The sequence below is a fragment of the Chromatiales bacterium genome, assembly GCA_014762505.1.
GTDB lineage: Bacteria > Pseudomonadota > Gammaproteobacteria > SpSt-1174 > SpSt-1174 > SpSt-1174.
Genome location: JABURS010000035.1, coordinates 67,624 through 90,359, shown reverse-complemented (window position 1 = coordinate 90,359; position 22,736 = coordinate 67,624). Strand labels below are relative to the sequence as shown.

The 22,736-nt window shown below is 64.7% G+C and carries 27 protein-coding genes; 12 read left to right on the top strand and 15 right to left on the bottom strand.

What is annotated here, in order from left to right; genetic code table 11:
- Positions 1 to 3: 3 nt before the first annotated feature.
- On the bottom strand, positions 4 to 576 hold the full coding sequence (locus HUJ28_07330; protein ID MBD3619266.1) for a TM2 domain-containing protein: 573 nt from the start codon (positions 574 to 576) through the stop codon (positions 4 to 6).
- Positions 577 to 762: 186 nt separating this feature from the next.
- On the opposite strand from HUJ28_07330, the gene HUJ28_07325 reads away from it, so the two are divergent.
- The 4 genes from HUJ28_07325 to HUJ28_07310 are packed head-to-tail and all read left to right on the top strand — an operon-like array spanning position 763 to position 3,956.
- A complete protein-coding gene (locus tag HUJ28_07325; protein ID MBD3619265.1) occupies positions 763 to 1,710 on the top strand; it encodes a LysR family transcriptional regulator in 948 nt (315 codons plus the stop codon).
- Positions 1,711 to 1,724: 14 nt separating this feature from the next.
- A complete protein-coding gene (locus HUJ28_07320) occupies positions 1,725 to 2,462 on the top strand; it encodes a GMP synthase (GenBank protein MBD3619264.1) in 738 nt (245 codons plus the stop codon).
- 8 nt (positions 2,463 to 2,470) lie between these two features.
- Positions 2,471 to 2,845: a Crp/Fnr family transcriptional regulator gene (locus HUJ28_07315; GenBank protein MBD3619263.1), complete on the top strand. Its 375-nt coding sequence runs from the start codon at positions 2,471 to 2,473 to the stop codon at positions 2,843 to 2,845.
- Between the two features lie 22 nt (positions 2,846 to 2,867).
- Positions 2,868 to 3,956, top strand: coding sequence for an AI-2E family transporter (locus tag HUJ28_07310; GenBank protein ID MBD3619262.1), 1,089 nt, complete (start codon positions 2,868 to 2,870; stop codon positions 3,954 to 3,956).
- A gap of 33 nt (positions 3,957 to 3,989) precedes the next feature.
- Here HUJ28_07310 and HUJ28_07305 read toward each other — a convergent pair whose 3' ends face one another.
- From HUJ28_07305 to HUJ28_07275, 7 genes are all read right to left on the bottom strand, one after another.
- Positions 3,990 to 4,622: a hypothetical protein gene (locus HUJ28_07305; GenBank protein ID MBD3619261.1), complete on the bottom strand. Its 633-nt coding sequence runs from the start codon at positions 4,620 to 4,622 to the stop codon at positions 3,990 to 3,992.
- Positions 4,619 to 5,218, bottom strand: a complete 600-nt coding sequence (locus HUJ28_07300) for an SCO family protein (protein MBD3619260.1) — start codon at positions 5,216 to 5,218, stop codon at positions 4,619 to 4,621. The genes HUJ28_07305 and HUJ28_07300 overlap by 4 nt, the downstream gene beginning before the upstream one ends.
- Positions 5,218 to 6,654 carry a cbb3-type cytochrome c oxidase subunit I gene (locus HUJ28_07295; GenBank protein ID MBD3619259.1) on the bottom strand — a complete coding sequence of 479 codons (1,437 nt, stop codon included), beginning with the start codon at positions 6,652 to 6,654 and terminating at the stop codon, positions 5,218 to 5,220. Before HUJ28_07295 ends, HUJ28_07300 begins: the two co-directional genes overlap by 1 nt.
- A 31-nt stretch (positions 6,655 to 6,685) precedes the next feature.
- Positions 6,686 to 7,213, bottom strand: a complete 528-nt coding sequence (locus HUJ28_07290; GenBank protein ID MBD3619258.1) for a cytochrome C oxidase subunit II — start codon at positions 7,211 to 7,213, stop codon at positions 6,686 to 6,688.
- 204 nt (positions 7,214 to 7,417) lie between these two features.
- On the bottom strand, positions 7,418 to 8,833 hold the full coding sequence (locus HUJ28_07285; protein MBD3619257.1) for a PhoH family protein: 1,416 nt from the start codon (positions 8,831 to 8,833) through the stop codon (positions 7,418 to 7,420).
- A 153-nt stretch (positions 8,834 to 8,986) separates the two neighbouring features.
- Complete coding sequence (locus HUJ28_07280) at positions 8,987 to 9,454, bottom strand: peroxiredoxin (protein ID MBD3619256.1); 468 nt, start codon at positions 9,452 to 9,454, stop codon at positions 8,987 to 8,989.
- Between the two features lie 43 nt (positions 9,455 to 9,497).
- Positions 9,498 to 10,028: a glycine cleavage system protein R gene (locus tag HUJ28_07275; GenBank protein MBD3619255.1), complete on the bottom strand. Its 531-nt coding sequence runs from the start codon at positions 10,026 to 10,028 to the stop codon at positions 9,498 to 9,500.
- Positions 10,029 to 10,275: 247 nt separating this feature from the next.
- Here HUJ28_07275 and HUJ28_07270 point away from each other — a divergent pair, with 247 nt between their 5' ends.
- Genes HUJ28_07270 through HUJ28_07260 form a run of 3 tightly spaced genes read left to right on the top strand, consistent with a single transcriptional unit; the run spans position 10,276 to position 13,047 of the window.
- Positions 10,276 to 11,154 carry a 4-hydroxy-tetrahydrodipicolinate synthase gene (locus HUJ28_07270; protein MBD3619254.1) on the top strand — a complete coding sequence of 293 codons (879 nt, stop codon included), beginning with the start codon at positions 10,276 to 10,278 and terminating at the stop codon, positions 11,152 to 11,154.
- Between the two features lie 8 nt (positions 11,155 to 11,162).
- Positions 11,163 to 12,272, top strand: coding sequence for an outer membrane protein assembly factor BamC (gene bamC, locus HUJ28_07265; protein ID MBD3619253.1), 1,110 nt, complete (start codon positions 11,163 to 11,165; stop codon positions 12,270 to 12,272).
- Positions 12,273 to 12,282: 10 nt separating this feature from the next.
- On the top strand, positions 12,283 to 13,047 hold the full coding sequence (locus HUJ28_07260) for an MBL fold metallo-hydrolase (GenBank protein ID MBD3619252.1): 765 nt from the start codon (positions 12,283 to 12,285) through the stop codon (positions 13,045 to 13,047).
- A gap of 52 nt (positions 13,048 to 13,099) precedes the next feature.
- Here the strand turns inward: HUJ28_07260 and HUJ28_07255 are convergent, their stop codons facing one another.
- From HUJ28_07255 to HUJ28_07230, 6 genes are all read right to left on the bottom strand, one after another.
- Positions 13,100 to 13,891 (bottom strand): hypothetical protein, encoded by a 792-nt coding sequence (locus tag HUJ28_07255; GenBank protein ID MBD3619251.1) that lies wholly within the window; start codon positions 13,889 to 13,891, stop codon positions 13,100 to 13,102.
- 140 nt (positions 13,892 to 14,031) lie between these two features.
- Positions 14,032 to 14,841 carry a GTP cyclohydrolase I FolE2 gene (locus HUJ28_07250; protein MBD3619250.1) on the bottom strand — a complete coding sequence of 270 codons (810 nt, stop codon included), beginning with the start codon at positions 14,839 to 14,841 and terminating at the stop codon, positions 14,032 to 14,034.
- Positions 14,842 to 14,856: 15 nt separating this feature from the next.
- Positions 14,857 to 15,237: a 6-carboxytetrahydropterin synthase QueD gene (gene queD / locus HUJ28_07245; GenBank protein MBD3619249.1), complete on the bottom strand. Its 381-nt coding sequence runs from the start codon at positions 15,235 to 15,237 to the stop codon at positions 14,857 to 14,859.
- A gap of 28 nt (positions 15,238 to 15,265) precedes the next feature.
- Entirely contained in the window at positions 15,266 to 17,167 is a 1,902-nt protein-coding gene (gene dxs / locus HUJ28_07240) for a 1-deoxy-D-xylulose-5-phosphate synthase (protein ID MBD3619248.1), read from the bottom strand.
- An 83-nt stretch (positions 17,168 to 17,250) separates the two neighbouring features.
- Positions 17,251 to 18,144, bottom strand: a complete 894-nt coding sequence (gene ispA, locus HUJ28_07235) for a (2E,6E)-farnesyl diphosphate synthase (protein MBD3619247.1) — start codon at positions 18,142 to 18,144, stop codon at positions 17,251 to 17,253.
- Positions 18,137 to 18,382: an exodeoxyribonuclease VII small subunit gene (locus HUJ28_07230; GenBank protein MBD3619246.1), complete on the bottom strand. Its 246-nt coding sequence runs from the start codon at positions 18,380 to 18,382 to the stop codon at positions 18,137 to 18,139. The genes ispA and HUJ28_07230 overlap by 8 nt, the downstream gene beginning before the upstream one ends.
- 201 nt (positions 18,383 to 18,583) lie before the next feature.
- On the opposite strand from HUJ28_07230, the gene HUJ28_07225 reads away from it, so the two are divergent.
- The 5 genes from HUJ28_07225 (at position 18,584) to HUJ28_07205 (ending at position 22,253) form a co-directional block, all read left to right on the top strand.
- Positions 18,584 to 19,000: a rubrerythrin gene (locus HUJ28_07225; GenBank protein MBD3619245.1), complete on the top strand. Its 417-nt coding sequence runs from the start codon at positions 18,584 to 18,586 to the stop codon at positions 18,998 to 19,000.
- An 89-nt stretch (positions 19,001 to 19,089) separates the two neighbouring features.
- On the top strand, positions 19,090 to 20,439 hold the full coding sequence (locus tag HUJ28_07220; GenBank protein ID MBD3619244.1) for a Fe-S oxidoreductase: 1,350 nt from the start codon (positions 19,090 to 19,092) through the stop codon (positions 20,437 to 20,439).
- 17 nt (positions 20,440 to 20,456) lie between these two features.
- On the top strand, positions 20,457 to 20,762 hold the full coding sequence (locus HUJ28_07215) for a ferritin (protein ID MBD3619243.1): 306 nt from the start codon (positions 20,457 to 20,459) through the stop codon (positions 20,760 to 20,762).
- A gap of 12 nt (positions 20,763 to 20,774) precedes the next feature.
- Positions 20,775 to 21,371: a DUF3501 family protein gene (locus tag HUJ28_07210; protein ID MBD3619242.1), complete on the top strand. Its 597-nt coding sequence runs from the start codon at positions 20,775 to 20,777 to the stop codon at positions 21,369 to 21,371.
- Positions 21,372 to 21,452: 81 nt separating this feature from the next.
- Positions 21,453 to 22,253, top strand: coding sequence for a dienelactone hydrolase family protein (locus tag HUJ28_07205; GenBank protein ID MBD3619241.1), 801 nt, complete (start codon positions 21,453 to 21,455; stop codon positions 22,251 to 22,253).
- 72 nt (positions 22,254 to 22,325) lie between these two features.
- On the opposite strand, the gene HUJ28_07200 is transcribed toward HUJ28_07205, so the two are convergent.
- Entirely contained in the window at positions 22,326 to 22,682 is a 357-nt protein-coding gene (locus tag HUJ28_07200; GenBank protein MBD3619240.1) for a PilZ domain-containing protein, read from the bottom strand.
- Positions 22,683 to 22,736: the final 54 nt, after the last annotated feature.

Here is a 22,736-nt window from a genome sequence, read left to right as displayed (position 1 = left end):
GGGTTATTTCCCTTCGTCGTCCCCGCCCGATCCCTTGCGCTGCCTGGCCAGCTCCCGCAGCATGGCCTCCTGCTCGTTGAACGAGGCGATGTACTGCTTCTGGCCGAATTCCGCCAGCGCCTCGAAGTCCACCGGCTGATGGCCGGCGCGTTCGCGTTCCTTCTCCTTCGTGTAGTCCTCGAGGTCCGTCTCGTCAGTGTAGCGGCCGCGGAAGTGCTTCGGCGGTTTCGTGCCCGGTTGCATGAACTGCGCCATGCGCAGCTGCTTGTTGAAGCGCAGGATGTAGCGGTCCATCCAGAACAGGTCGAAGACCAGGAAGGCCAGCATGAGCGCGGCCGGGATCAGGGCCGTCCAGGCCGGTGCCAGCAGGACCAGGAGGAGTGTTGCCGCGCCCAGAGCCAGGTAGGCGAGACCGCCCAGCGGCGTGCCCAGGTAGAAGCGGTGCGCCCCCAGCGGGAACAGGAGCAGGGCCAGCGGATAGGCCACGCGATGGCGGCGCATCTGGCTGGTGATGCGGGCGTTGACGGTTTGCAGGCCCGCCCCACCGAGATCGAGTTTTTTCCAGGCCTGGCTCATGCGGTAATCCCCTTCATCAGGATTTTGGTCTATAAAACGGACTTATATTTCAATGCCCGCCCCCTGTGCCAGTAACCCCAGTTGAAATAGGCACTTGAGTGGCGTGGTTTTACACGCCGGGGCAAGCTGCTACCATCGCCGATTAACTCAGCTTATCGAATGGCTGTTACAACAGGGTAGGTGCCCATGGCCGACCGCCGCCTGCAGGTCTTTTACACCGTCGCCCGGCTACTGAGCTTCACCAAGGCTGCAGATGCCTTGCACATGACCCAGCCGGCCGTGACCTTCCAGGTCCGGCAGCTGGAGGATCATTTCAACACCCGGCTCTTCGATCGCACCCACAACCGGGTCTCGCTCACCGAGGCGGGCAAGCGGGTCTTCGGCTATGCCGAGCGCATCTTCGAATTGTACGCGGAAATGGAAAATGCCGTCCGCGAGATGACGGGGGATGTGCGCGGCGCCCTGACCATGGGGGCCAGCACCACCATCGCCGAGTACATGCTGCCGTCGCTGCTCGGCGATTTCAAATCGAAGTACCCGGATGTGAACATCCGGCTCAAGGTCTCCAACACCGAGGGCATCGTCTCCATGGTGGAGAACAATGTCATCGACCTCGGCGTGGTCGAGGCCCCGGTCACGAACAAGAACCTGCTGGTGGAGGTCTGCCGCGTCGACCAGCTGGTGGTGATCGTGCCGACCGGACACGAGCTGACCGAGCGGCCGACCGTGAGCATGGCGGAACTCGCACGCTACCCCTTCATCTGTCGCGAAGAGGGGTCTGGCACGCGCGAGGTGATCATGGAATACATGGCCGCACAGGGGCTGGACAAGAACGACCTCAGCGTCTGCCTGGAACTCGGCAGCTCGGAGGCCATCAAGGGGGCCGTGGAGGCGGGCATGGGTGTGTCCATACTCTCCAGCGCCACCATCGAAAAGGAGCTGCAGCTCGGTACGCTGCGGGCGGTGCCGCTGGACCCGCCGCTGGAGCGGCCCTTTTCCTTCGTGCGCCAGCGGCAGAAATTCCGCCTGCGGGCGATGGAGGAGCTGCTCGATTTCGCACGCTCCTACTGCGACATACAACGTCAGGAAACCGGCGCCCCGGCAACAGCCGGTGCGCAGGCCACGCATTCGTGAGACCAGGGTGATACATGAAAAACTATCTCGTCATTCAGCACACCTATTCGGAATTTCTCGGCCTGATCGAGAGCCAGCTGGAAAAGCGCGACATCGGCTTCAGCTATTTTCGCCCCTTTACCGGGCAGGACCTGCCGGGCAATGTCGGCCAGTTCGACGGCGTGTTCTTTCTGGCCGGTGCCTGGCCGACCACCGATGAGGAACACAATCCGGCGGTGGAGGGCGAACTCAACCTGATCCAGATCTTCCAGAAGGCCCGGCGCCCGGTGATCGGTATCGGCATGGGCGGCCTGCTGGTGGCCCAGGCGGCCGGCGGCACGCCGAGGGCCGAGCCCGCGCATGTGGCGAAGTTCGTCACCGCACGCAAGACCGCGGCCGGTGAGGGTGACGAGCTGGCCGAGGCCATGGCCGGGCGCCGGGTGCTGGTGATGTACAACGGCTCGGTCGTGCTGCCCGAAGGCCTGGAACCCATCCTGGTGGACGAGGACGGCAACTGGCTGGCCATCCACCCCGAGCCGCATACCTATGGTCTGCTGTTCCGTCCGGAAATGAAGCCCGGTATGCTGGAGGACATCATCATGGAAGACGGCCACAATCCGCCGGATCACATCGGCGAACTCCTGGGCGAGGCCCGCATGGAGTGGGGCAATATGCAGGAGACCACCGACCAGGTGGTCGTGGCCCTGGTCAAGGAATGCGACCTGATGCAGGAGCGGCACAAGATGCCGGTATTCAGCCTCAAGGTGGAATGATGATCCCGATGCCCGGCACCGCGGGTGCGGACAAGAAGCCCGAGAAGCGACTGGTCAGGCTGTTCAAGGCCCTGCCCGAGGGCGAGCGCCAGACCCTGCTCGCCTTCGCCGAATTCCTGGTCGAACGCAGCGAAGGGGCCAGTCTCGAGCTGCCCGAGCCCAAACCGATTCCGCGCCCCGAGAACGAGAGCGTGATCAAGGCCATGCGTCGCCTGTCGGCCACCTATCACATGCTCGACAAGAGCAAGATGCTCAACGAGACCTCCTCGCTGATGGCCGAGCACGTGATGCAGGGCCGGCCGGCCATCGAGGTGATCGACGAGCTGGAGATCCTGTTCGAGCGCCACTACCGTCGCATCGTCGACGACCAGTCCGGTGAATAACCTCTTTAGCGAAGCACAGCCCATGCTTGATGTCCTGCAGGAATGGTACCGGCGGTTCTTTCCCGAGCCGCAGGTCCTGAGCTTTGCCCTGTTGCTGTTCGCGGGCTTCGCGCTCGTGATCTATTTCGGCCAAGTGCTCGCCCCGCTGCTCGCCGCGCTGGTCATCGCCTATATCCTCGATGGCGCCGTCGCCTGGCTCACAGGGCTGCGCCTGCCGCGGCTGCTGGCCAGTATCCTCGTATTCTGTGTCTGGCTGGCGATGATGCTGCTGGCCCTGTTCTCGCTGGGGCCCTTGCTCTCCCAGCAGGTCACGCAGTTCTTCGGCGAGCTGCCGCGGATGCTGGCGCAGGGGCAGGCTGCGCTCCTGCATCTGCCCGAACAGTATCCCAACCTGATCTCGGCACAGCAGGTCAACAACATCCTGGCCGCGATCCAGGCCGAGCTCACCGCCTTCGGCCAGCAGGTGCTGCGCTTCTCGCTGGCCTCGGTCACCGGGCTGATCACGCTCATGGTGTATTTCGTGCTGGTGCCGCTGATGGTGTTCTTCTTCCTCAAGGACAAGGAAAGCATCATCGCCTGGCTGTCCGGTTTCCTGCCGACCGAACGTCAGCTGGCCAGCGACGTCTGGCGCGAGGTCAACGTCAAGATCGCGAGCTACATCCGCGGCAAGTTCTGGGAGATCCTCATCGTCTGGGTGGTCACCTACGTCACCTTCAAGCTGCTCGGGCTCAACTACGCCATGCTGCTGTCCTTCCTGGTCGGCATCTCCGTCATCGTGCCCTATGTCGGCGCCGCGGTGGTCACCGTGCCGGTGGCCTTCATCGCCTATTTCCAGTGGGGGCTCGGCTCCGAGTTCGTCTATGTGCTGGTGGCCTACGGCATCATCCAGTTCCTCGACGGCAACCTGCTCGTGCCGCTGCTCTTCTCCGAGGTGGTCAATCTGCACCCGGTCGCCATCATCGCGGCCGTGTTGATCTTCGGCGGACTGTGGGGCCTGTGGGGCGTCTTCTTCGCCATCCCGCTGGCGACGCTGGTCAACGCCATCATCAAGTCCTGGCCTACCGCCACCCGCCGCGCCCGCATGGAGGCGGCAGAGCCGAGTCAGGACTGAGTCTGCTATGCGGCGATGATCGCCCGGGGCGTTCTACACGACATGTGCCGCCGGTGCCTTCCGTTCCCGGGGACCGGCCTCTTCCTCTGCGGGTTCCCCGCTGCGGCCATGGTCGAACAGAAAGGCCCGCAGGGTGAGCACCACGGCCAGCAGCAGGGCGATGACGAGCAGGGCCTGTCCCACCTGTTCCTGGTCGGCGACGAGGTAGCGCGTGCATACCCGTACCGGGGCCTCGAGATACAGCCAGCCGAGCACGGCGAGCTTGGCGACGAGTTCGCTCCACACGACGCCGCGCCCGATCATGCCCAGCGGTCGCCAGCTGAGTGCCAGCGGCAGACCGGCGAGCAGCGGCAGCGTGGTGAACTTCAGCAGCTCCGCCCAGCCGGATTCCAGGGCGAGGTCGAGGCTGCGCGGCAGCATCCAGTAGCCCAGTGTGAGCAGCGCCAGCAGCAGGCCGCTGAGGCCGTAGGCATTGCAGTCGGCCAGGCGCGCACGCCAGCGGTCGGGCACGAAACCGGCCAGCAGGATGCCGGCCAGTACCAGCAGCGGGATCTGCAGCAGCATGTGGCCCGCCATGCCCGACTCCAGCAGTGCGCGCATCCACGGCGGGGCGAGGATCACGATCAGCGCAATGCCGGCCAGACCGGACCGCGTTGCGTGTCTCATGAGGCCTCACCCAGCCAGCGGCGTACCCCCTCGACGTCATCGAGATCCCGGATCGCTACCAGCCGTCCCTCGCGGTCGACCAGGTGCAGTGCGGCGTTGTGCTCGAAACCGCCGCGCCCGTCCGGGATCACCACCACGCCGAACCGCTCGAGCAGGAGTTCCAGGTCCGCCTCGTTCAGGGGGCGCGTCACCCGCCAGCCCTCACCGGCACGAAACCACTCGGCATAGGCCGCCAGACGCGCCGGCGTATCGTTGGCCGGGTCGAAGCTGATGCTCAGCAGCAGCACGTCCCCGCCCGGACCTCCGGCCGGCAGGGCGCGCTGCAATTGCTGCAGGGCATCGCCCAGGGCCAGGCACACCGTGGGGCAGCGCGTGTAGATGAAGTTGATCACCAGGGCCTGCCCCTGGAGTTCGGCCAGGGAGAAACGGTCGCCGTGCTGGTCCTGCAGGATGACATCCGGCACCGGTCGAGCCGCGTCGGTGACGGCCACCCGCCGGGCGCCTTCGCTAGTCAGTGCCCGCAGGCCGTCCGTGGCCTGGTAGAGCACGGTGCTACCCAGGCTGGCGATCAGCAGCAGGGACAGCAGGGTGCGCATCAGCGGGCGGCGCGGGGCCGCAGGCCGGTGAGGAAGCGCAGCAGGAACACGGCCATGGCCGCGACCACCAGGATGGCAAAGGCCGAGGCGATCTGGTCATAGGCCACCCATTGCGGGGCGTGGTCGGCGTAGCGGCGCGGCACGCTCTGGTTGCCGCTGTAGAGAAAGCTCATGACAAAGCCCAGGGCACCGATCATGTAGGCCCAGAAGGCGGCGCGGTCCAGCACGCCATCATGATGATTGGCTGCGCGCAGGTGATACATGAAACCGAGGACCATCGCGGCCACGCCCAGCAGCAGGTAGAAGTGGAAGTGACCGGGCACCCACAGGGTGTTGTGCATCACGGTGTTCACCGGGATGACGGCGTCGATGATGGCGGGGATGACGCCGGCCGCCCAGCCGAACACGGACAGGAACAGCAGGCTGGCGGCGGTGTTCCACTGGATGCCGGAACGGTGCACCAGCAGCAGGGCGCCATAGGCGGTGACGACCAGCACCGGCAGGCCGCTGGTGTAGGAGATGATCTGACCCATGGCCAGCATCCAGGTCGGCATGGCGAAGTCCATCAGCAGATGATGCGGATAGACGATGATGACCATGATGGTGGAGGCGGTCCAGGCGGCGAGGAACACGCGATTCACCTTCCACGGCCGTTTGGTGTACACGGGAAGTATCTCGTAGACGCCGATCACCGCCATGTAGATGGTGGCGTTGATGAAGACGTGGCCGAAGAAATAGATCAGGTTCTTCGCCAGCAGGGGGTCGATGTCGAAGGCCGGCACATAGAGATTCACGAGCGTCATCACCAGGATGGCGGCACCGGCGGTAATGCCCAGGATGTTGACGATGAGGACCATGGTGCTGGCCACCACCGCGGCCGGCGGCGGTTCGCTGCTGTCGCCACCAAAGAGCTGCGGCCAGCCCAGCGCGCGCGGGAGGCTGCCGTAGCGCTGGATGATGGCGCGGGCCGTATCCAGGTGCAGCAGCAGGAAACCGGTGCCGATGGCGAGCAGGCCACCGGTGAACACGGCGGCGGCGTGTGGCGACCAGGCCCCTGCGGCCTGCGCCGGCAGCGGGTAGAGGAAGGTCCAGGCGCCGGCATAGCCGCCGATGAACACGCTACCCAGCACCATCACTGCGCCCACCAGGAACAGCAGCAGGTTGATGTAGAGGATGGCGCCCGACAGCTGCACGTGGCGCGAGAGGAAGTGCCACATCACGGCGGCGCCGCCCAGGGCCATGATGCCGACCATGCCGGCGCCATGGGCGGTCATCACCCGGTAGAAGCCGGCCAGGCCGAGATCCAGGGCGGTGGCCTGGTCCAGGCGCATCAGCAGGCCGAGCAGCATCATCAGCAGGATGACGACGCCGGCTACCACGAGATAGGCCAGCACGCCGGTGTGCGGTCGTGTCTGGGTCATCGTCGAATCAGTCATTGTTCTTCTCCCTTTATTCCGGTCGGAGCGCTCAGCGCGCTTCGGTGATCTCGAAGCGGGCTTCCATCACGTGATGGGCCATGCCGCAGTATTCGAGGCAGAGGATGCGATAGCTGCCGGGTTTCTCGAAGACGTGGACCAGGCGGTTGCTGTAACCGGGCATGGCCTGCGTCTGTGCCACCAGGCGCATGTCGGCGTCGTAGATGCCGAAGCCATGGTTCACGTCGGCACTGGTCACGTTGAAGACCACGGTCTGTCCGGCGCGGGCGCCGGTCTCGCTCAGGGTCCAGGCGAACTGCTGGCCCTGCACGTCGACGTGCAGCGCGTCATCCGGCAGGCCCTGTGCGCTCTCGTAGGGGGTCATCATGAGCGTCACCACCATGACCGGGATGCCGACCACGACCAGCGCCCAGAACAGGTGCGGACGCAGGCGATAGGCCCGATCGCGGATGGGCGCGAACTCGGCCGCTTCGCGCGAATGGAGGCGCACCCAGAGGAAGACTGCCGCCACCAGGCCGATGAACAGCAGGGACAGATACCAGGCCAGCGTTTGTTCCATGAATCAGCTCCTTCGCCATAACATGTATGTGTTGCGCATCTTTATGGCCGCGCGAACAAATGTCAAGCGCGGGGCGAGTAGGGGAATGTCAAATGGGTCGCGGTGCCATTGTCCCGCGGCGGCAGCCCGGCAGGCAGAGGGCGGGGCAGAAGGCGTGTAGTGCCGTTTTGCACTACACGCCTTCTGTGGGCTGCGGGTATCCCGTTACAAAACGCTCGAGGCGTAGTCGGCCAGGCGCGAGCGCTCACCGCGGCGCAGCGTGACATGACCGCTGTGGGGCCATTGCTTGAAGCGGTCGACCACGAAGGTGAGTCCCGAGGTGGTTTCCGTCAGGTAGGGCGTGTCGATCTGGGCGATGTTGCCGAGACAGATCATCTTGGTGCCGGGACCGGCACGGGTGATGAGCGTCTTCATCTGTTTGGCGGTCAGGTTCTGGGCCTCGTCCAGGATGACGAAGCGGTTGAGGAAGGTGCGCCCGCGCATGAAGTTGAGCGAGCGGATCTTGATGCGGTTCTTGAGGATGTCGGCGGTGGCCGCCCGTCCCCATTCACCGCCCTCCTCGGAGTGGGTAAGCACCTCGAGGTTGTCCATCAGGGCGCCCATCCAGGGCGTCATCTTCTCTTCCTCGGTACCCGGCAGGAAGCCGATGTCCTCGCCCACGGGTACCGTGACGCGGGTCATGATGATTTCCTTGTAGATGTTCTGCTCCAGTGTCTGCGCCAGCGCCGCGGCGAGGGTGAGCAGGGTCTTGCCGGTGCCGGCGGCACCCACCAGGCTGATGAAGTCGATCTCCGGGTCCATCAGCAGGTTGAGGGCGAAGTTCTGTTCGGCGTTGCGTGCATTGATGCCCCAGACCGTGTGACGCGGATTGCTGTAGTCGGTGATGGTCTCGATGATGGCGGAGTCCTTTTCGACCCGGCGCACGATGGCGCGAAACGGCTGCTCGCCCTCCAGCGAGAGAAACTGGTTGGGATGCCAGTCACCGGTCATCGGTCCCTGCAGGCGATAGAAGGTGCGTCCCTGTTCCTGCCAGGATTCCATGTCCTTGCTGTGATGCTCCCAGAAGTCGGCTGGCAGGTCGCTGATGCCGAGGTAGAGCAGGTTGACGTCGTCCAGTACCTGATCGTTGTAGTAGTCCTCGGCGCGGATGCCGACCACCGCGGCCTTGATGCGCAGGTTGATGTCCTTGGACACCAGGGTGACGTCGATGTCCGGATGCGCCTTCTGCAGCGCAAGCGCGGTGCCGAGTATGGTGTTGTCGGCGGTATGTCCCGGCAGGGTCTCGGGCAGCTCGGTGGCCAGCGCCTCGGTCTGGAACAGCAGGCGTCCGCTGGGGGCGAAGTCGGAGTCCGGCAGCGACAGGGTGCTGCCCAGCTCGATGCCCTTGGCGATCTCGCTGTGGTCGAGCCGGAGCATCAGGTCGTCGATGAAGCGGCTGACCTGGCGGACGTTGCGTGCGACTTCGGACATGCCCTTCTTGCCGCGGTCGAGTTCCTCGAGCACGACCATGGGCAGATAGATGTCGTGTTCCTGAAAGCGGAAGAGTGCGGTCGGGTCGTGCATCAGCACGTTGGTGTCGAGGACGAAGAGGCGTTTACCGACGGGCTCTTTTCTTACCATGCGGGTTTCCTCGATGTGTCGTGACGGAGCGGAAAGGACGGTGGGGCGTTGCGGGACCGCGAGGGACGCGGGGTCGGGCGACAACAGGCGCTGTCGCGTGGTCGGTATCCGGGCAGGCGGCTGGCAGGTGCCTGCCATCCGCCTGCCGGCGGCTCACAGTTCCTTGACGGCATTCAGTACGTCTTCGACGTGACCCTTGACCTTGACCTTGCGCCATTCGGCGCGCAGCACGCCTTGCTTGTCGATGAGAAAGGTGCTGCGTTCGATGCCGCGAACCTGTTTGCCGTACATGTTCTTCATCTTGATGACGTCGAACAGCTTGCACACGGTCTCGTCGCTATCGGAGAGCAGGTCGAAGGGAAAGTCCTGCTTGGCCTTGAAGTTCTCGTGTGACTTCAGGCCGTCGCGCGAGACACCGAGGATGACGGTCTTGCGGCTGGTGAACTTGCGATGGTTGTCGCGAAAATCCTGGCCCTCTGTGGTACAGCCAGGCGTGCTGTCCTTGGGGTAGAAATAGATCACAACGTTCTTTTCGCCGCGGTAGTCGGACAGCCTGATGTGCTTGTCGCCGGTGGCCGGCAGTTCGAAGTCGGGGACGGTCTTGCCGATCTCGACACTCATGTGGGCTCCTTTACGTGTTGCGGGTTCATTCCCTGGCGGCCCTTTATCCCTTCAGCGGTTCTATGACACCGTCGAGGTTGAGACGGTCACACAGATCCAGGAACTCGTCGCGCAGGGCGGCGATGTGCAGGTTGGAGGGGATCTCGACCGTCATGCGCACGGCGAACATGGGCGTGGCAGTGTGTGCCGCGCTGTAGCTGCTCGTGGCCATGTCCTGGATGTTGATGCCGCGCTGCGAGAAGAAGGTGGCCAGCTCGTTGACGATGCCCGGATGATCCAGCGAGATCACGTCGACGCTGTAGGAGAGCATGTGGCCGGCGAGCTTGCGTGGCTCAGTACGCCGGGTGGTGACGGACAACCCCAGCTTCTCGCCCAGTGCCGGCAGGCTGCCTTCCAGCTTGGCCAGGGTGTTCCACTGGCCGGAAACCAGGATGATGACGGCGAAGCTGCCGCCCAGCACCGACATGCGGCTGTCTTCGATGTTGCAGCCATTTTCCAGGATGGCCCTGGAGAGGGACTGTACGATGCCGGGACGATCGTCGCCCAGGGCCGAGATGACCAGCAGGCTGCTCATGGGGTCAGGGTTCGCAGGGGTGACAGGGGTACATGGGGCCAGAATATCAGGGATGCTCGGAAAAATGCCATCCCGGCATGACGGCCGCGCGCCGGTCATTGGGGCTGGCGTCACGATGAGGCTGTTTTTTCAATGGGTTATGGCCGCAGGCGATACGGGCGCAGGCGCCCTGGCATGCGGTGCTCAGCTTGTCTTGCCAGGGCCGCATCAGTACCATGGCGGTTTCGCGTTTTTGACGGAGATTTCCATGTTCCACGGCAGTATGGTGGCCCTTGTCACGCCGATGACGCCGGATGGCGCGATCGACGAGGAGGCGCTCCGCAGGCTGGTCGAGTTTCATGTCGAGAACGGCACGGATGCGATCGTCTCCGTGGGCACCACGGGCGAGGCTTCCACGCTGGATTTCGAGGAGCACTGCCGGGTCATACGCCTGACCGTGGAGATGGCCGCCAACCGCATCCCCGTGATCGCGGGCACCGGCTCCAATGCGACCCAGGAGGCGATCGAGCTCACGCGCTGTGCCATGGAGGCGGGCGCCGATGCCGCCCTGCTGGTCTGCCCCTACTACGTCAAGCCGACCCAGGAAGGGCTGTACCAGCACTTCCGGGCCGTGGCCGAGGCCGTGGCCATCCCGCAGATCCTCTACAACGTGCCGGGGCGCACTGCCGTGGACATGCTGCCGGATACCGTGGTGCGCCTGGCCGCCATCTCCAACATCGTCGGGATCAAGGAAGCCACCGGCAACCTCGAGCGCGCGCGCGAACTTCTCGAGCGCTGCGGAGACAAAATCGATCTGTATACCGGTGATGATGCCACCGCCATGGAGTTCATCCTGCTGGGCGGCAAGGGCGACATCTCGGTGACCGCCAACGTCGCGCCGAAGGCCATGCACGAGATGTGCGAGGCCGCACGGCGTGGCGACCGGGCGACGGCCGAGGCAATCAACGCCCGGCTGGAGCCGCTGCACAAGGCACTGTTTCTGGAGGCGAATCCGATCCCGGTGAAATGGGCCCTGCACGAGATGGGTCTGATCTCTCCCGGCATCCGCCTGCCGATGACACCGCTTTCCGAACCATACCGTGAGCCGCTGCGCGACGCCCTGCGCGCCGGCGGCATCGCGCTCTGACGGGTTACATGATGATGCGATTCACCACCGCCGGCCGCCTGGCGCCGGCCCTCCTGTCCTCGGTCCTGCTGCTGGCTGCGCTGCAGCTCTCCGGCTGTTCCAGCACGGGCGATGCCCGCACGCTCGATTACGAGACCAGCACCACGCTGCCGCCGCTGGAAGTGCCTCCGGACCTCTCCGCCCTGGACGTTGACGACAGCTATGCCATGCCCGCTGGCGGCGGCCGCGTGAGCGCGGCACGCGTCGATCAGGGGGGCGGCCAGGTCGAATCCCGCTCCGGTGTGCTGCCGCGCTACGACGACATCGTGGTGAAGCGTGCCGGCCAGCTGCGCTGGCTGGAGGCGAAGGCCGGTCCCGAGCAGCTCTGGCCGAAGCTGCGGGACTTCCTCGGCCAGCAGGGCCTGGAGATCGAGCAGGAGCAGCCCCGCCTGGGTATCATCGAGACGGCCTGGGCAGAGAACCGCGCGGGCCTCACCCGCAGCGGCCTGCGCAAGTATCTCGGCAAGCTCTACGATGCCGGCCTGCGCGATCGGTACCGGCTGCGTCTGGAACGCGAGGAAGGGGGCGTGACCGCCGTCTATCTCACGCATCGCGGCGCACGCGAGGTGGTGGCGGACGAGGACATCATCAAGTGGGAACTGCGGCCGAGCGACCCCGAGCTCGAGGCCGAGATGTTGCGGCGTCTGATGGTCTTCCTCGGCATGGAAGAAGAGGCGGCGGAGAAGGCGCTGGAGAGCCCGCGCGACCAGACCATCACCATGCGCCTGGCCGAACGCGACGGCCGGCCGACGCTGACCGTCGAGGACAGTTTCGTGCGCAGCTGGCGTCGCATCGGCATCGCCCTGGATCGCATCGCCCTCCTGGTGCAGGACCAGAACCGTGCGGGTGGCACCTATTACGTCGTCTACAAGGGCGATGAGCGTTATGAGCGCGGCTTCCTCAAGGGGCTGTTCGGCGATGGCGAGAAGGACCTGCTCAGCGTGAACACGGTCTATCAGCTGCAGGTGCTCGATCAGGGCTCCTATGTCGAGGTGACGGCCTACGACGAGGAAGGTGCGGCGCTGTCCGACGAGATTGGCGGCGAGATCCTCTCCCGCCTGCAGGAAGCGCTGAAGTAAGGCGAGGTCGATGCTGCGTTTCGCCTCGCTGGGAAGCGGCAGCAAGGGCAACGCCACGCTGATCGAGGCCGACGGTACCCGGCTGCTGCTCGACTGTGGCTTCTCCGTCAGCGAGCTGGAGCGTCGCCTCGCCCGGCTGGATCTCGATCCCGCGGCGCTGAGTGCCGTCGTCGTGACCCACGAGCACGCCGACCACATCGGCGGCGTGGCCCGCCTCTCGCGCAAGTACCGTCTGCCGGTATGGCTCACGGTCGGCACCCTCAATGCCGCCCGCGATCGTGACTTCCACGACGTCGAATGCTTCCACGCCCACGACGTCTTCGCCATCGACGGCATCGAACTGCATCCCTTCCCCGTGCCCCACGATGCCCGCGAGCCCTGCCAGTTCGTCTTCAGCGACGGGCAGTGGCGGCTGGGCGTGCTCACCGACACCGGCCACATCACGCCACACATCCAGCGCTCACTGGATGGCTGCGATGCCCTGCTGCTGGAATGCAACTACGACCCCGCCATGCTGGCCGCCGGACCCTATCCGCCCGCGCTCAAGCAGCGTGTCGGCGGCGGTCTCGGGCACCTGGCCAACACCCAGGCCGGCGAACTGCTCGGACGCATCGACATGACCCGCCTGCGTCATCTCATCGGCATGCATGTCTCGGAGAACAACAACACCGTGGAACTGGCGCATCGCACGCTGTGCGATTCCGTCGGCTGCGAGGAGGGGTGGATCGAGGTGGCCTGCCAGGTGAACGGCTTCGGCTGGCGTGAGTTGAGGTGAGGGCGCTCCGTCGCGCGCTGATCCCGCGACGGAGCGGCCGGGTCGGTCGCGACTAGTACCACATGGGGATGTTGTTGCCGCCGGTACCGGTGTCGTTGCTCTCCGCGAGACGTTCGGAATAGGCATTGCCCATGCGTCTCAGCAGGTTCTCATCGAGCGCGCCGATGAGATGAAACAGGCTGCCGAATGCGGCCAGGTTGAGCGTGTGCCCCGCCTCGTGTTCCTTGTGCCAGTCCCCGGAAAGATAATCGACGAACGAGAAGTTGCCCATATTGAAGGCCGTGTCCAGGGGGTTGAGATTGCTGATGAGGCCGCCCTTGATGAAGAAGGTCCCGGTCTTCCAGTCCGCTGACAAGGCCTGCACCTTGAGATATTCCACCTTGCCGCCGGTGACGGCATGTCCAAGAAAGCAGATGAGGTAGAACAGCAGCCCGATCCCGATGACGAGCCAGCTCATGGGCATGAGCCAGGTCAGCCAGCCGAGTATGCCCTGGAAGACCTCGCTCTGTGAGACCGGGCCGATGACGGTGAGCAGATTCAGCAGGCCGAGCATGGCCCCGACGATGATGGCGGCGGTGGTGCCCGCCAGCAGGTTGACGATGACAAAGCCGAGAAAGCCATTGAGCCCGGTATTTATCCCGATTTGCCAGCCCCGCATGAACTCCGCAAAACCGGACGCCGCATTCGCCGTGGCGGCAATGGCTGCCAGCAGGTAGCCGAGCAGGGATACGCAGACGATGATTGCCAGTGAGATCCAGCTGATCCCGATCCCGAAGTAGAGTCCCGCCACGCCGCCTGCCGCGACGATGGCACCGATGAGTGCCAGCCCCGTTTTGAGTTGCATCCGTTTACTCCTCCGTCCGTGAATGATCGGGTGTGCGGGGAGAGTGTAGCAGCTGCGTGAAGGGACGGTATTCGCCTTGCCGGGATCGGCAGGGCGAACAGGGAAGGGAGGGGGGTAACGCCCGTTACCCGGGAGGCCGCTTAAGCGGCCTCCTTGTCCTTTTCGATCAGGGCGTAGGCCGAGTGGTTGTGGATGGACTCGAAGTTCTCGGACTCCACCACGTAGGCGCTGATACGCGGGTCGTTGTTCAGGCGCACGGCGACGTCGCGCACCATGTCTTCGACGAACTTGGGGTTGTCGTAGGCGCGTTCGGTGACGTGCTTCTCGTCCGGGCGCTTGAGCAGCCCGTAGAGCTCGCAGGAGGCCTCGTCCTCGACCAGGTCGATGAGCTCCTCGATCCAGACGAACTCCTTCAGCCGCGCATTCACGGTGACGTGCGAGCGCTGGTTGTGCGCACCGTAGTCGGAGATCTTCTTCGAGCAGGGGCAGAGGCTGGTCACCGGGATGAGCACCTTCACCCAGGTGACGGGCTGCCCGTCGTGGATCTCGCCGATGAAGGTCACGTCGTAGTCCATCGGGCTCTGCACGCCGGAGATGGGGGCCGCCTTGTTGACGAAATAGGGGAAGGCCATCTCGATGTGGCCGGATTCGGCCTCGAGGCGTTCCACCATCTCGTGCAGCATGTCCTTGAAGGACTTCACCGTGATCTCGCGCTCGTGCTGGTTGAGGATCTCGACGAAGCGCGACATGTGCGTGCCCTTGAAGTTGTGCGGCAGGTTCACGTACATGTTGAAGCTGGCGATGGTGTGCTGCTCGCCGCCCGTGCGGTCGGCCACGCGCACCGGATGCCGGATGGACTTGATGCCGACCTTGTTGATCGGGATCTGCCGCGTGTCGGCGCTGCTCTGGACGTCGGGGATCGACTGGCCCTTGGGGGCGGTGCTGCTCATGGGTCGTGTCCTCTTCTACTCTTCGGTATAGCGCACGCAGGCGCGATCGGTTTCCCACAGGGTGATCGCGCTTACCCGCAGTGTCGGGCCGTTCAGCCGCGCGCCCAGTTCCCGGTAGAGATAGGCGGCGATGTTCTCGGCCGTGGGGTTCACCTTGTCGAACGGTTCGAGGTCGTTCATGTAGGTGTGGTCGAGGCGGTCGCAGACCTCGTTGGTCAGCTTCTTCATCTGCTTGAAGTCGATGGCCATGCCGACGTCATCCAGGGCGGTGGCCTCCACCTCCGCCTCCACCTTCCAGTTGTGACCGTGCATGCGCGCACAGTTCCCCGGGTAGTCCCGCAGGGTATGGGCGGCGGCAAAATCCGTGAGGATCTTGAGGGTGTACTTCGCGGTCATGGCTAATCCTGACTAAAACGCTAAGATATTAACCGTTTGCGGGGCGCCGGGCAATCCCCGGGGCGTCCGCGCCGGCGGCGGCGGGGTGGGCGGTGATGGCGCGGCAGAGCCCGGCGGCGTCGAGCCCGGCCTCCGCCAGCAGCTCGTCGCGGCTGCCGTGGTCGAGGAAGCGGTCGGGCAGGCCCAGGTTCAGCACCGGGGTGGTCAGGCCCAGGGCCGCGAGGGTCTCGTTGACGGCCGAGCCGGCCCCGCCCATGACGGCATTGTCCTCCAGCGTCACCAGCAGGTCGTGTGTCTGCGCGAGCTCCTGCACCAGCGCCACGTCCAGCGGCTTGACGAAGCGCATGTTGGCCACGGTGGCGTCCAGCGTCTCGCCGGCGGCCAGGGCCTGGTCGAGCAGGGCGCCGAAGGCGAGGATGGCGATGCCGCGTCCTGTGCGGCGACGCTCACCGCGGCCGACGGGCAGGGCGGTCATCGTCGGTTCGACGGCCACACCCGGGCCGCGCCCGCGCGGGTAGCGCACGGCGGCGGGGCCGTCGTGGACGAAGCCCGTGTAGAGCATCTGGCGGCACTCGTTCTCGTCGGCCGGGGTCATGATGACGATGTTGGGGATGCAGCGCAGGTAGGAGAGGTCGAAGCTGCCGGCATGGGTCGGCCCGTCCGGTCCCACCAGGCCGGCGCGGTCGATGGCGAACAGCACCGGCAGGTTCTGCAGGGCGATGTCGTGGATGTACTGGTCGTAGGCACGCTGCAGGAAGGTGGAATAGATCGCCACCACGGGCTTCACGCCCTCGCAGGCCATGCCGGCGGCCAGCGTCAGGGCATGCTGCTCGGCGATGCCGACGTCGTGATAGCGCTCGGGGTATTCCTCGGAGAAACGCACCAGGCCGGAGCCCTCGCGCATGGCGGGGGTGATGGCGGCCAGGCGCGGGTCCCGGGCGGCCATGTCGCAGAGCCAGTCGCCGAACACCCGGGTGTAGGTGGGCGCGCCACCGGTGGAGGCGGGGATGCCCGCCTCGGGATCGAACTTCGCCACGCCGTGATAGGTGCAGGGGTCGCTCTCGGCCGGGGCATAGCCCTTGCCCTTGCGCGTGACCACGTGCAGCAGGCGCGGGCCCTTGAGGGCCTTGAGGTTTTTGAGCATCTGCACCATGGCCGGCAGGTCGTGACCGTCGATGGGGCCGAAGTAATTGAAGCCCAGCTCCTCGAACAGGGTGCCCGGCACGATCATGCCCTTGACGTGTTCCTCGGCCCGGCGCGCCAGCTCCCACATGGGCGGCACCCCCTTGAGGAAGCGCTTGCTGCCCTCGCGCATGGTCGAATAGATCTTGCCCGAGAGCACCCGTGCCAGATACTTGTTCATGGCCCCGACATTGGGCGAGATGGACATCTCGTTGTCGTTGAGCACCACCAGCAGGTTGGCGTCCTGGTCGCCGGCGTGGTTCAGCGCCTCGAAGGCCATGCCGGCGGTCATCGCCCCGTCGCCGATCACGGCGATGCAGTCGCGCTTCTCGCCCTGTTGGCGTGCGGCCAGTGCCATGCCCAGGGCCGCGCTGATCGAGGTGCTGGAGTGGCCCACGCCAAAGCTGTCGTACTCGCTCTCCTCGCGCTTGGGGAAGCCCGCCGGGCCGTGTTTCTGGCGGATGCCGGCCATGGCCTCGCGGCGGCCGGTGAGGATCTTGTGCGGATAGCTCTGGTGGCCGACGTCCCAGACGATGCGGTCGTCCGGGGTGTTGAAGACGTAGTGCAGCGCGATGGTGAGTTCCACCGTGCCCAGGTTGGAGGACAGGTGTCCGCCGGTGCGCGATACCGACTCGAGCAGGAACGCACGCAGCTCGGCCGCGACCTGGCGCAGGTCGCGGGGGCTGAGGGCGCGCAGGTCAGCCGGGCGGCTGATGGTCTCGAGCAGGGGGTAGTCTGGGCCGGTCATGCGATTCGCGAAGTTTAGCAAACGCTAATTATAGGTCCTCCGGGGCGTCGCTGGCCATGCCGGCGGCCCCGGGATGGCTGTGCTCAGTGCAGACGGTTGACGATGAAGTCGGCCACCCAGCGCAGCATGTCGGCGCCGGCATCGAAGTCCGACAGGCTGTCCAGGGCCTCGGCGTGCAGGCTGCGGGCCTGGGCCTTGGAGGCCTCGAGCCCCAGGATCGAGGGATAGGTCGGCTTGTTCAGCGCGATGTCGGCCCCCTGGGCCTTGCCCAGGGTCGCGGTGTCGCCCTCCACGTCGAGGATGTCGTCGCGGATCTGGAAGGCCAGGCCCACGCACTTGGCATAGTGGTCGAGTCGTTCCAGCTGCACGGGCTCGGCCTGCGGCGCGCTCAGCGCCCCGAGCATCACGCTGGCGCGGATCAGGGCCCCGGTCTTGTGGATGTGCATGTCCTCGAGCTGGGCGATGTCCAGCTGCTGACCCACGGAGCCCAGGTCGATGGCCTGCCCGCCTGCCATGCCGCGCGAGCCGGCGGCCATGGCCAGGCTGTCGATCATTTCCAGGCGTCGCCCGGCGTCGTCGACCAGGTCCGGGTCATGGGCGAGGATGTGGAAGGCCAGGGCCTGGATGGCGTCGCCGGCAAGAATCGCCATGGCCTCGTCGAAGGCCTTGTGGCAGGTGGGCTTGCCCCGGCGCAGGTCGTCGTCGTCCATGGCCGGCAGGTCGTCGTGGATCAGCGAATAGACGTGGATCAGCTCCAGCGCGGCGGCGGCCCCGTCGATGCGCTCCGCCGGTACGCCCAGGGCGCGGCCGGCGGCGTAGGCCAGGACCGGGCGGATACGCTTGCCCCCGCCCAGCACCGAGTAGCGCATGGCCTCGTGCAGACGGGCCGGATGCACCTCGGCCCCCGGCAACCAGCGCTCCAGTACGCCCTCGATGCGGTCCTGCAGTGCCTTCACCTCTGCGCCGATGTCAGTCATCGTCAGACTCCCCGGCGGCGAACGGGATCTCCTCGTCCTCGGCGGTGAGCAGGCGTACCTTCTGCTCGGCATCGCGCAGGGCGTGCTGGCACTGGCGGGTGAGGGTGATGCCGCGCTCGAACTCGGCCAGCGAGGCCTCCAGCGGCAACTCGCCGGCCTCCAGGCGTTCCACGAGCTGCTCGAGCTCCTCGAGCGCCTTCTCGAAATCCAGCGGGGTGTCGGTCTTCTTGCGGGGCACGGCTTTACTCCGGAAAAGCGGCTAAAGTAATGGCAAGGCCCGGCGGGGTCAAACGTCGCAGGCCTGTCCCAGGTCATGGAAACCCACCCCGGCGGTTGACATTATTTCAGGCATGCTCTACTTTTAACGCACGTTTTAGAATCATTCTAAATCGTCGATTTAGCGTTTCATCCACAATAAAACCGTACGGAGGAAACATCCATGTCTCTGAAAGGCAGCAAGACCGAAAACAACCTGAAGGAAGCCTTTGCCGGCGAATCCCAGGCCAACCGCCGCTACCTGTACTTCGCAAGCAAGGCCGACGTTGAAGGCTACAACGACGTCGCGGCCGTGTTCCGTTCCACCGCCGAAGGCGAAACCGGCCACGCCCACGGCCACCTGGAATACCTGGAAGACTGCGGCGACCCGGCCACCGGCATGCCATTCGGTGACACCGCGTCCAACCTGAAGACCGCGATCGCCGGCGAGACCCACGAGTACACCGACATGTACCCGGGTATGGCCAAGACCGCGCGTGACGAAGGTTTCGACGAGATCGCCGACTGGTTCGAAACCCTGGCCAAGGCGGAGCGTTCCCACGCCAACCGCTTCCAGAAGGCCCTGGACGACATGGCCTGATCCAGGTCGTTTCATACGCCTGAAAGACAGGGCCGGTCTCTTGCCGGCCCTGTTCTCTAGAAAAATTCAAAGAGTCAAGGAGCAGGTACATGTCCGCACCCACCGAAGGCAAGCGCGAAGGCAGTCTCGAGGCGCCGACCCGGCACGCCCTCAACTGGCAGGATCCCGAGTTCTACAACGAAGAGTCGCTCTTCAAGGAACTGGAGCGCGTCTACGACATCTGCCATGGCTGCCGTCGTTGCATCAGCCTGTGCCATTCCTTCCCGACGCTGTTCGATCTGGTCGACGAATCGCCGACCTTCGAAGTCGATGGGGTGAAGAAAGAGGACTACTGGAAGGTGGTCGACCAGTGCTACCTCTGCGACATGTGCTACATGAGCAAGTGCCCGTACGTTCCCCCGCACGAGTGGAACGTGGACTTCCCCCACCTGATGCTGCGCGCCAAGGCGGTGAAGTTCAAAAAGGGCGAGACGAAGACGCGCGACAAGATTCTCTCCGCCACCGATACCGTCGGCAGCCTGGCCGGTATCCCGGTGGTGGCCGGCATCGTGAATGCCGCCAACCAGGCCAAGCCCGCCCGCAAGGTGCTGGAGAAGGTGCTGGGCGTGCATCCGGATGCCATCCTGCCGAAGTACCACAGCAAGACCGGTCGCAAGCGCGTGTCCGGCCACCAGGCCGATGCCGCCAGCGCCGAGCCTGTCGGTCGCACCACCGGCAAGGTGGCCGTGTTCGCCACCTGCTACGGCAACCGTAACGAGCCGCATATCGTCGAGGACCTGTTCAAGGTCTTCGAGCATAACGGTATCCCCGTCACGCTGGCCGAGAAGGAGCAGTGCTGCGGCATGCCCAAGCTCGAGCTTGGCGACCTGGAGGCCGTGGCCCGGGCCAAGGAGGCCAATATCCCGGTGCTGGCGAAGATGATCGACGAGGGCTGGGACATCGTCGGCCCGGTGCCTTCCTGCGTGCTGATGTTCAAGCAGGAGCTGCCGCTGATGTTCCCGGACGACCCCGAAGTGGAAAAGGTGCGCCAGCATATCTTCGATCCCTTCGAGTACCTGATGCTGCGCGAGAAGGAAGGCAAGCTGAAGACCGATTTCAAGAACTCGCTGGGCAAGATCGCCTACCACGCCGCCTGTCACCTGCGCGTGCAGAACATCGGCCTGAAGACCCGCGAGCTGCTGGAAAAGGTGCCGGACACCAGGATCGAGGCCATCGAGCGCTGCTCCGGCCACGACGGCACCTACGCGGTGAAGAGCGAGTTCCACGAGATCTCGATGAAGATCTGCCGTCCGGTGGTCACCCGTGTGCAGAAGGCCGAGGCCGACCACTATTCCAGCGACTGCCCGATGGCGGGGCACCAGATCGAAAATGGCCTGAAGGACGAGCGTGAGCCCGAGCACCCGCTCACCCTGCTGCGCATCGCCTACGGCCTTGAATAAAAACGGAGAACATGACGATGTCGAATGAGGGTTATCACGAGCCTTACGAGGAACTGTCGGACGAGACGCGCGACATGCATCGCGCCATCATCTCGCTGATGGAAGAGCTGGAGGCGGTGGACTGGTACCAGCAGCGTGTCGATGCCTGCAAGGACGAGGAGCTCAAGGCCATTCTTGCGCACAACCGTGACGAGGAGAAGGAACACGCTGCCATGGTGCTGGAGTGGATCCGTCGCAAGGACAAGACCTTCGACAAGGAGCTGCGCGATTACCTGTTTACCGACAAGCCGATCGCTTCCCTCGAACACGAACACAAGGGTTAACCGGAGGTAGTTATGGGTGGCGCCAATGCCAAGCTGAAACGCGACGACCTGTACTCGCTGGAAAAGTATGCCGAGATCCGCCCGGAATTCCGTGCCCAGGTGATGGCGCACAAGCGTGATCGTCGCCTGCCGATCGGGCCGCACGTCACGCTGCATTTCGAGGATCGCATGATCATGCAGTACCAGATCCAGGAGATGCTGCGTGCCGAGCGGATCTACGAGGCCGAAGGCATCCAGGAGGAACTGGATACCTACAACCCGCTGATTCCGGATGGGCGCAACTGGAAGGCGACCATGATGGTCGAGTTCGACGACCCGGCCGAACGCAAGGTGCAGCTGTCGAAACTCATCGGCATCGAGCGCAAGACCTACGTCAAGATTGGCGATCACGAACGGGTCTATCCCATCGCCAACGAGGACCTCGAGCGAGAAACCGAGGAGAAGACCTCTTCGGTGCACTTCCTGCGCTTCGAGCTCAGCGATGCAATGGCCGCGGATCTGAAGAACGGCGCCAAGCTGGTGGCCGGGGTCGATCACGACAATTACCGGCACGAAGTCGATCCGGTGCCGGACAACGTTCGCCAGTCACTGATCGGCGATCTGGACTAGCGCTATACTCGAACGGGCCTGCGGGCCCGTTTTTGATTTTTTGGCCCGAAATTCCCCCAAGCAACAAGAAGGAGAAGCCAGATGGTACGCATCAAGATGCTGGGCCTGCTGATCGTAGGCCTGCTGCTCAGTGGCTGCGCCACCGCCACCAAGGAGACGCGGAGTCAGGAGGTGAGCTACGAGTCCAATGGACAAACCCTCAAGGGTTATCTCGCCCTGCCGGCTACCGAGGAAAAGCGCCCGGCGGTGCTGGTGGTGCACGAGTGGTGGGGGCATAACGACTATGCCCGGCGCCGTGCCGACATGCTGGCCGATATGGGTTACGTGGCACTGGCGGTAGATATGTACGGCGACGGCAAGACCGCCGATCATCCCAAGCAGGCCGGCGAGTTTGCGGGCCAGGTCGCGAAGAACATCGACGTGGGTGAGGCACGCTTCAACGCGGCCATGGATTACGTGCGCCAGCATCCCGCCGTGGATGCCGAGCGTGTGGCGGCCATTGGCTACTGCTTCGGCGGCGGTATCGTGCTGCACATGGCGCGGGTCGGCACCGATCTCGATGGCGTGGTGAGTTTCCATGGCTCGCTCAAACCCATCAAGCCGGCAGCCCCGGGTGGAGTAGTGGCGGATATCCTGGTCTACAACGGTGCTGCCGATCCGATGGTCAAGCCCGAAGACGTCACCAATTTCGAGGCGGAGATGAAGGCGGCCGGTGCCGACTTCGAGGTGGTGAACTTCCCTGGCGTGAAGCACAGCTTCACCAACCCGGCGGCGACGGAAAATGGTGAGAAGTTCGGTTTGCCGCTGGCCTACGATGCCGAGGCCGATGCCACGTCCTGGGCGGGGATGAAGCGTTTTCTCGCAGACGTTTTCAGCAAGTAGCACTGATCGGGTCTATCCCGCAAAAAAGCCCCGGCTACGCCCGGGGCTTTTTTTGTGGGCAGGGTGCCAGTGTCAGGAAAGAAACCGGGCCTCGATCTGTTGCAGGGCCTGCAGCGTCTCCGGTGTATGGTCACCGTGGAAATGGATGCCCATGCGGTAATGCGAGGCATCGACAGGATTGGTGAAGCGCACGACACCTCGTACATTCAGGTGCAGGCCGTCCTCGGTCTCCAGGGCCAGCTGGATCTCCGTGCTGGGTTCCAGTCCCTGGGTCGAGAGTATGCCGGCACCGGCGCGGGACAGGTCGAGCAGCATGCAGTCCTGGGGTTTTTTCAGGCGCGTGAGCAGCCCGCCGTTCACGGGGCGCAGACTGGCCTTTATGCTGCCTGCCGCATGGCGTTCGTGCTGACGTCGATTCGCGTCGGACATGGGGTCTCCCGGTGGTATTGGTTGCCGGGCCTCGTGGGCCGGCATGTTCTTGTA

Coding starts and splice junctions, on each gene's coding strand:
- HUJ28_07330 (MBD3619266.1), bottom strand. CDS start 576: ATGAGCCAGGCCTGGAAAAAACTCGATCTCGGTGGGGCGGGCCTGCAA.
- HUJ28_07325 (MBD3619265.1), top strand. CDS start 763: ATGGCCGACCGCCGCCTGCAGGTCTTTTACACCGTCGCCCGGCTACTG.
- HUJ28_07320 (MBD3619264.1), top strand. CDS start 1,725: ATGAAAAACTATCTCGTCATTCAGCACACCTATTCGGAATTTCTCGGC.
- HUJ28_07315 (MBD3619263.1), top strand. CDS start 2,471: ATGCCCGGCACCGCGGGTGCGGACAAGAAGCCCGAGAAGCGACTGGTC.
- HUJ28_07310 (MBD3619262.1), top strand. CDS start 2,868: ATGCTTGATGTCCTGCAGGAATGGTACCGGCGGTTCTTTCCCGAGCCG.
- HUJ28_07305 (MBD3619261.1), bottom strand. CDS start 4,622: ATGAGACACGCAACGCGGTCCGGTCTGGCCGGCATTGCGCTGATCGTG.
- HUJ28_07300 (MBD3619260.1), bottom strand. CDS start 5,218: ATGCGCACCCTGCTGTCCCTGCTGCTGATCGCCAGCCTGGGTAGCACC.
- HUJ28_07295 (MBD3619259.1), bottom strand. CDS start 6,654: ATGACTGATTCGACGATGACCCAGACACGACCGCACACCGGCGTGCTG.
- HUJ28_07290 (MBD3619258.1), bottom strand. CDS start 7,213: ATGGAACAAACGCTGGCCTGGTATCTGTCCCTGCTGTTCATCGGCCTG.
- HUJ28_07285 (MBD3619257.1), bottom strand. CDS start 8,833: ATGGTAAGAAAAGAGCCCGTCGGTAAACGCCTCTTCGTCCTCGACACC.
- HUJ28_07280 (MBD3619256.1), bottom strand. CDS start 9,454: ATGAGTGTCGAGATCGGCAAGACCGTCCCCGACTTCGAACTGCCGGCC.
- HUJ28_07275 (MBD3619255.1), bottom strand. CDS start 10,028: ATGAGCAGCCTGCTGGTCATCTCGGCCCTGGGCGACGATCGTCCCGGC.
- HUJ28_07270 (MBD3619254.1), top strand. CDS start 10,276: ATGTTCCACGGCAGTATGGTGGCCCTTGTCACGCCGATGACGCCGGAT.
- bamC (MBD3619253.1), top strand. CDS start 11,163: ATGATGATGCGATTCACCACCGCCGGCCGCCTGGCGCCGGCCCTCCTG.
- HUJ28_07260 (MBD3619252.1), top strand. CDS start 12,283: ATGCTGCGTTTCGCCTCGCTGGGAAGCGGCAGCAAGGGCAACGCCACG.
- HUJ28_07255 (MBD3619251.1), bottom strand. CDS start 13,891: ATGCAACTCAAAACGGGGCTGGCACTCATCGGTGCCATCGTCGCGGCA.
- HUJ28_07250 (MBD3619250.1), bottom strand. CDS start 14,841: ATGAGCAGCACCGCCCCCAAGGGCCAGTCGATCCCCGACGTCCAGAGC.
- queD (MBD3619249.1), bottom strand. CDS start 15,237: ATGACCGCGAAGTACACCCTCAAGATCCTCACGGATTTTGCCGCCGCC.
- dxs (MBD3619248.1), bottom strand. CDS start 17,167: ATGACCGGCCCAGACTACCCCCTGCTCGAGACCATCAGCCGCCCGGCT.
- ispA (MBD3619247.1), bottom strand. CDS start 18,144: ATGACTGACATCGGCGCAGAGGTGAAGGCACTGCAGGACCGCATCGAG.
- HUJ28_07225 (MBD3619245.1), top strand. CDS start 18,584: ATGTCTCTGAAAGGCAGCAAGACCGAAAACAACCTGAAGGAAGCCTTT.
- HUJ28_07220 (MBD3619244.1), top strand. CDS start 19,090: ATGTCCGCACCCACCGAAGGCAAGCGCGAAGGCAGTCTCGAGGCGCCG.
- HUJ28_07215 (MBD3619243.1), top strand. CDS start 20,457: ATGTCGAATGAGGGTTATCACGAGCCTTACGAGGAACTGTCGGACGAG.
- HUJ28_07210 (MBD3619242.1), top strand. CDS start 20,775: ATGGGTGGCGCCAATGCCAAGCTGAAACGCGACGACCTGTACTCGCTG.
- HUJ28_07205 (MBD3619241.1), top strand. CDS start 21,453: ATGGTACGCATCAAGATGCTGGGCCTGCTGATCGTAGGCCTGCTGCTC.
- HUJ28_07200 (MBD3619240.1), bottom strand. CDS start 22,682: ATGTCCGACGCGAATCGACGTCAGCACGAACGCCATGCGGCAGGCAGC.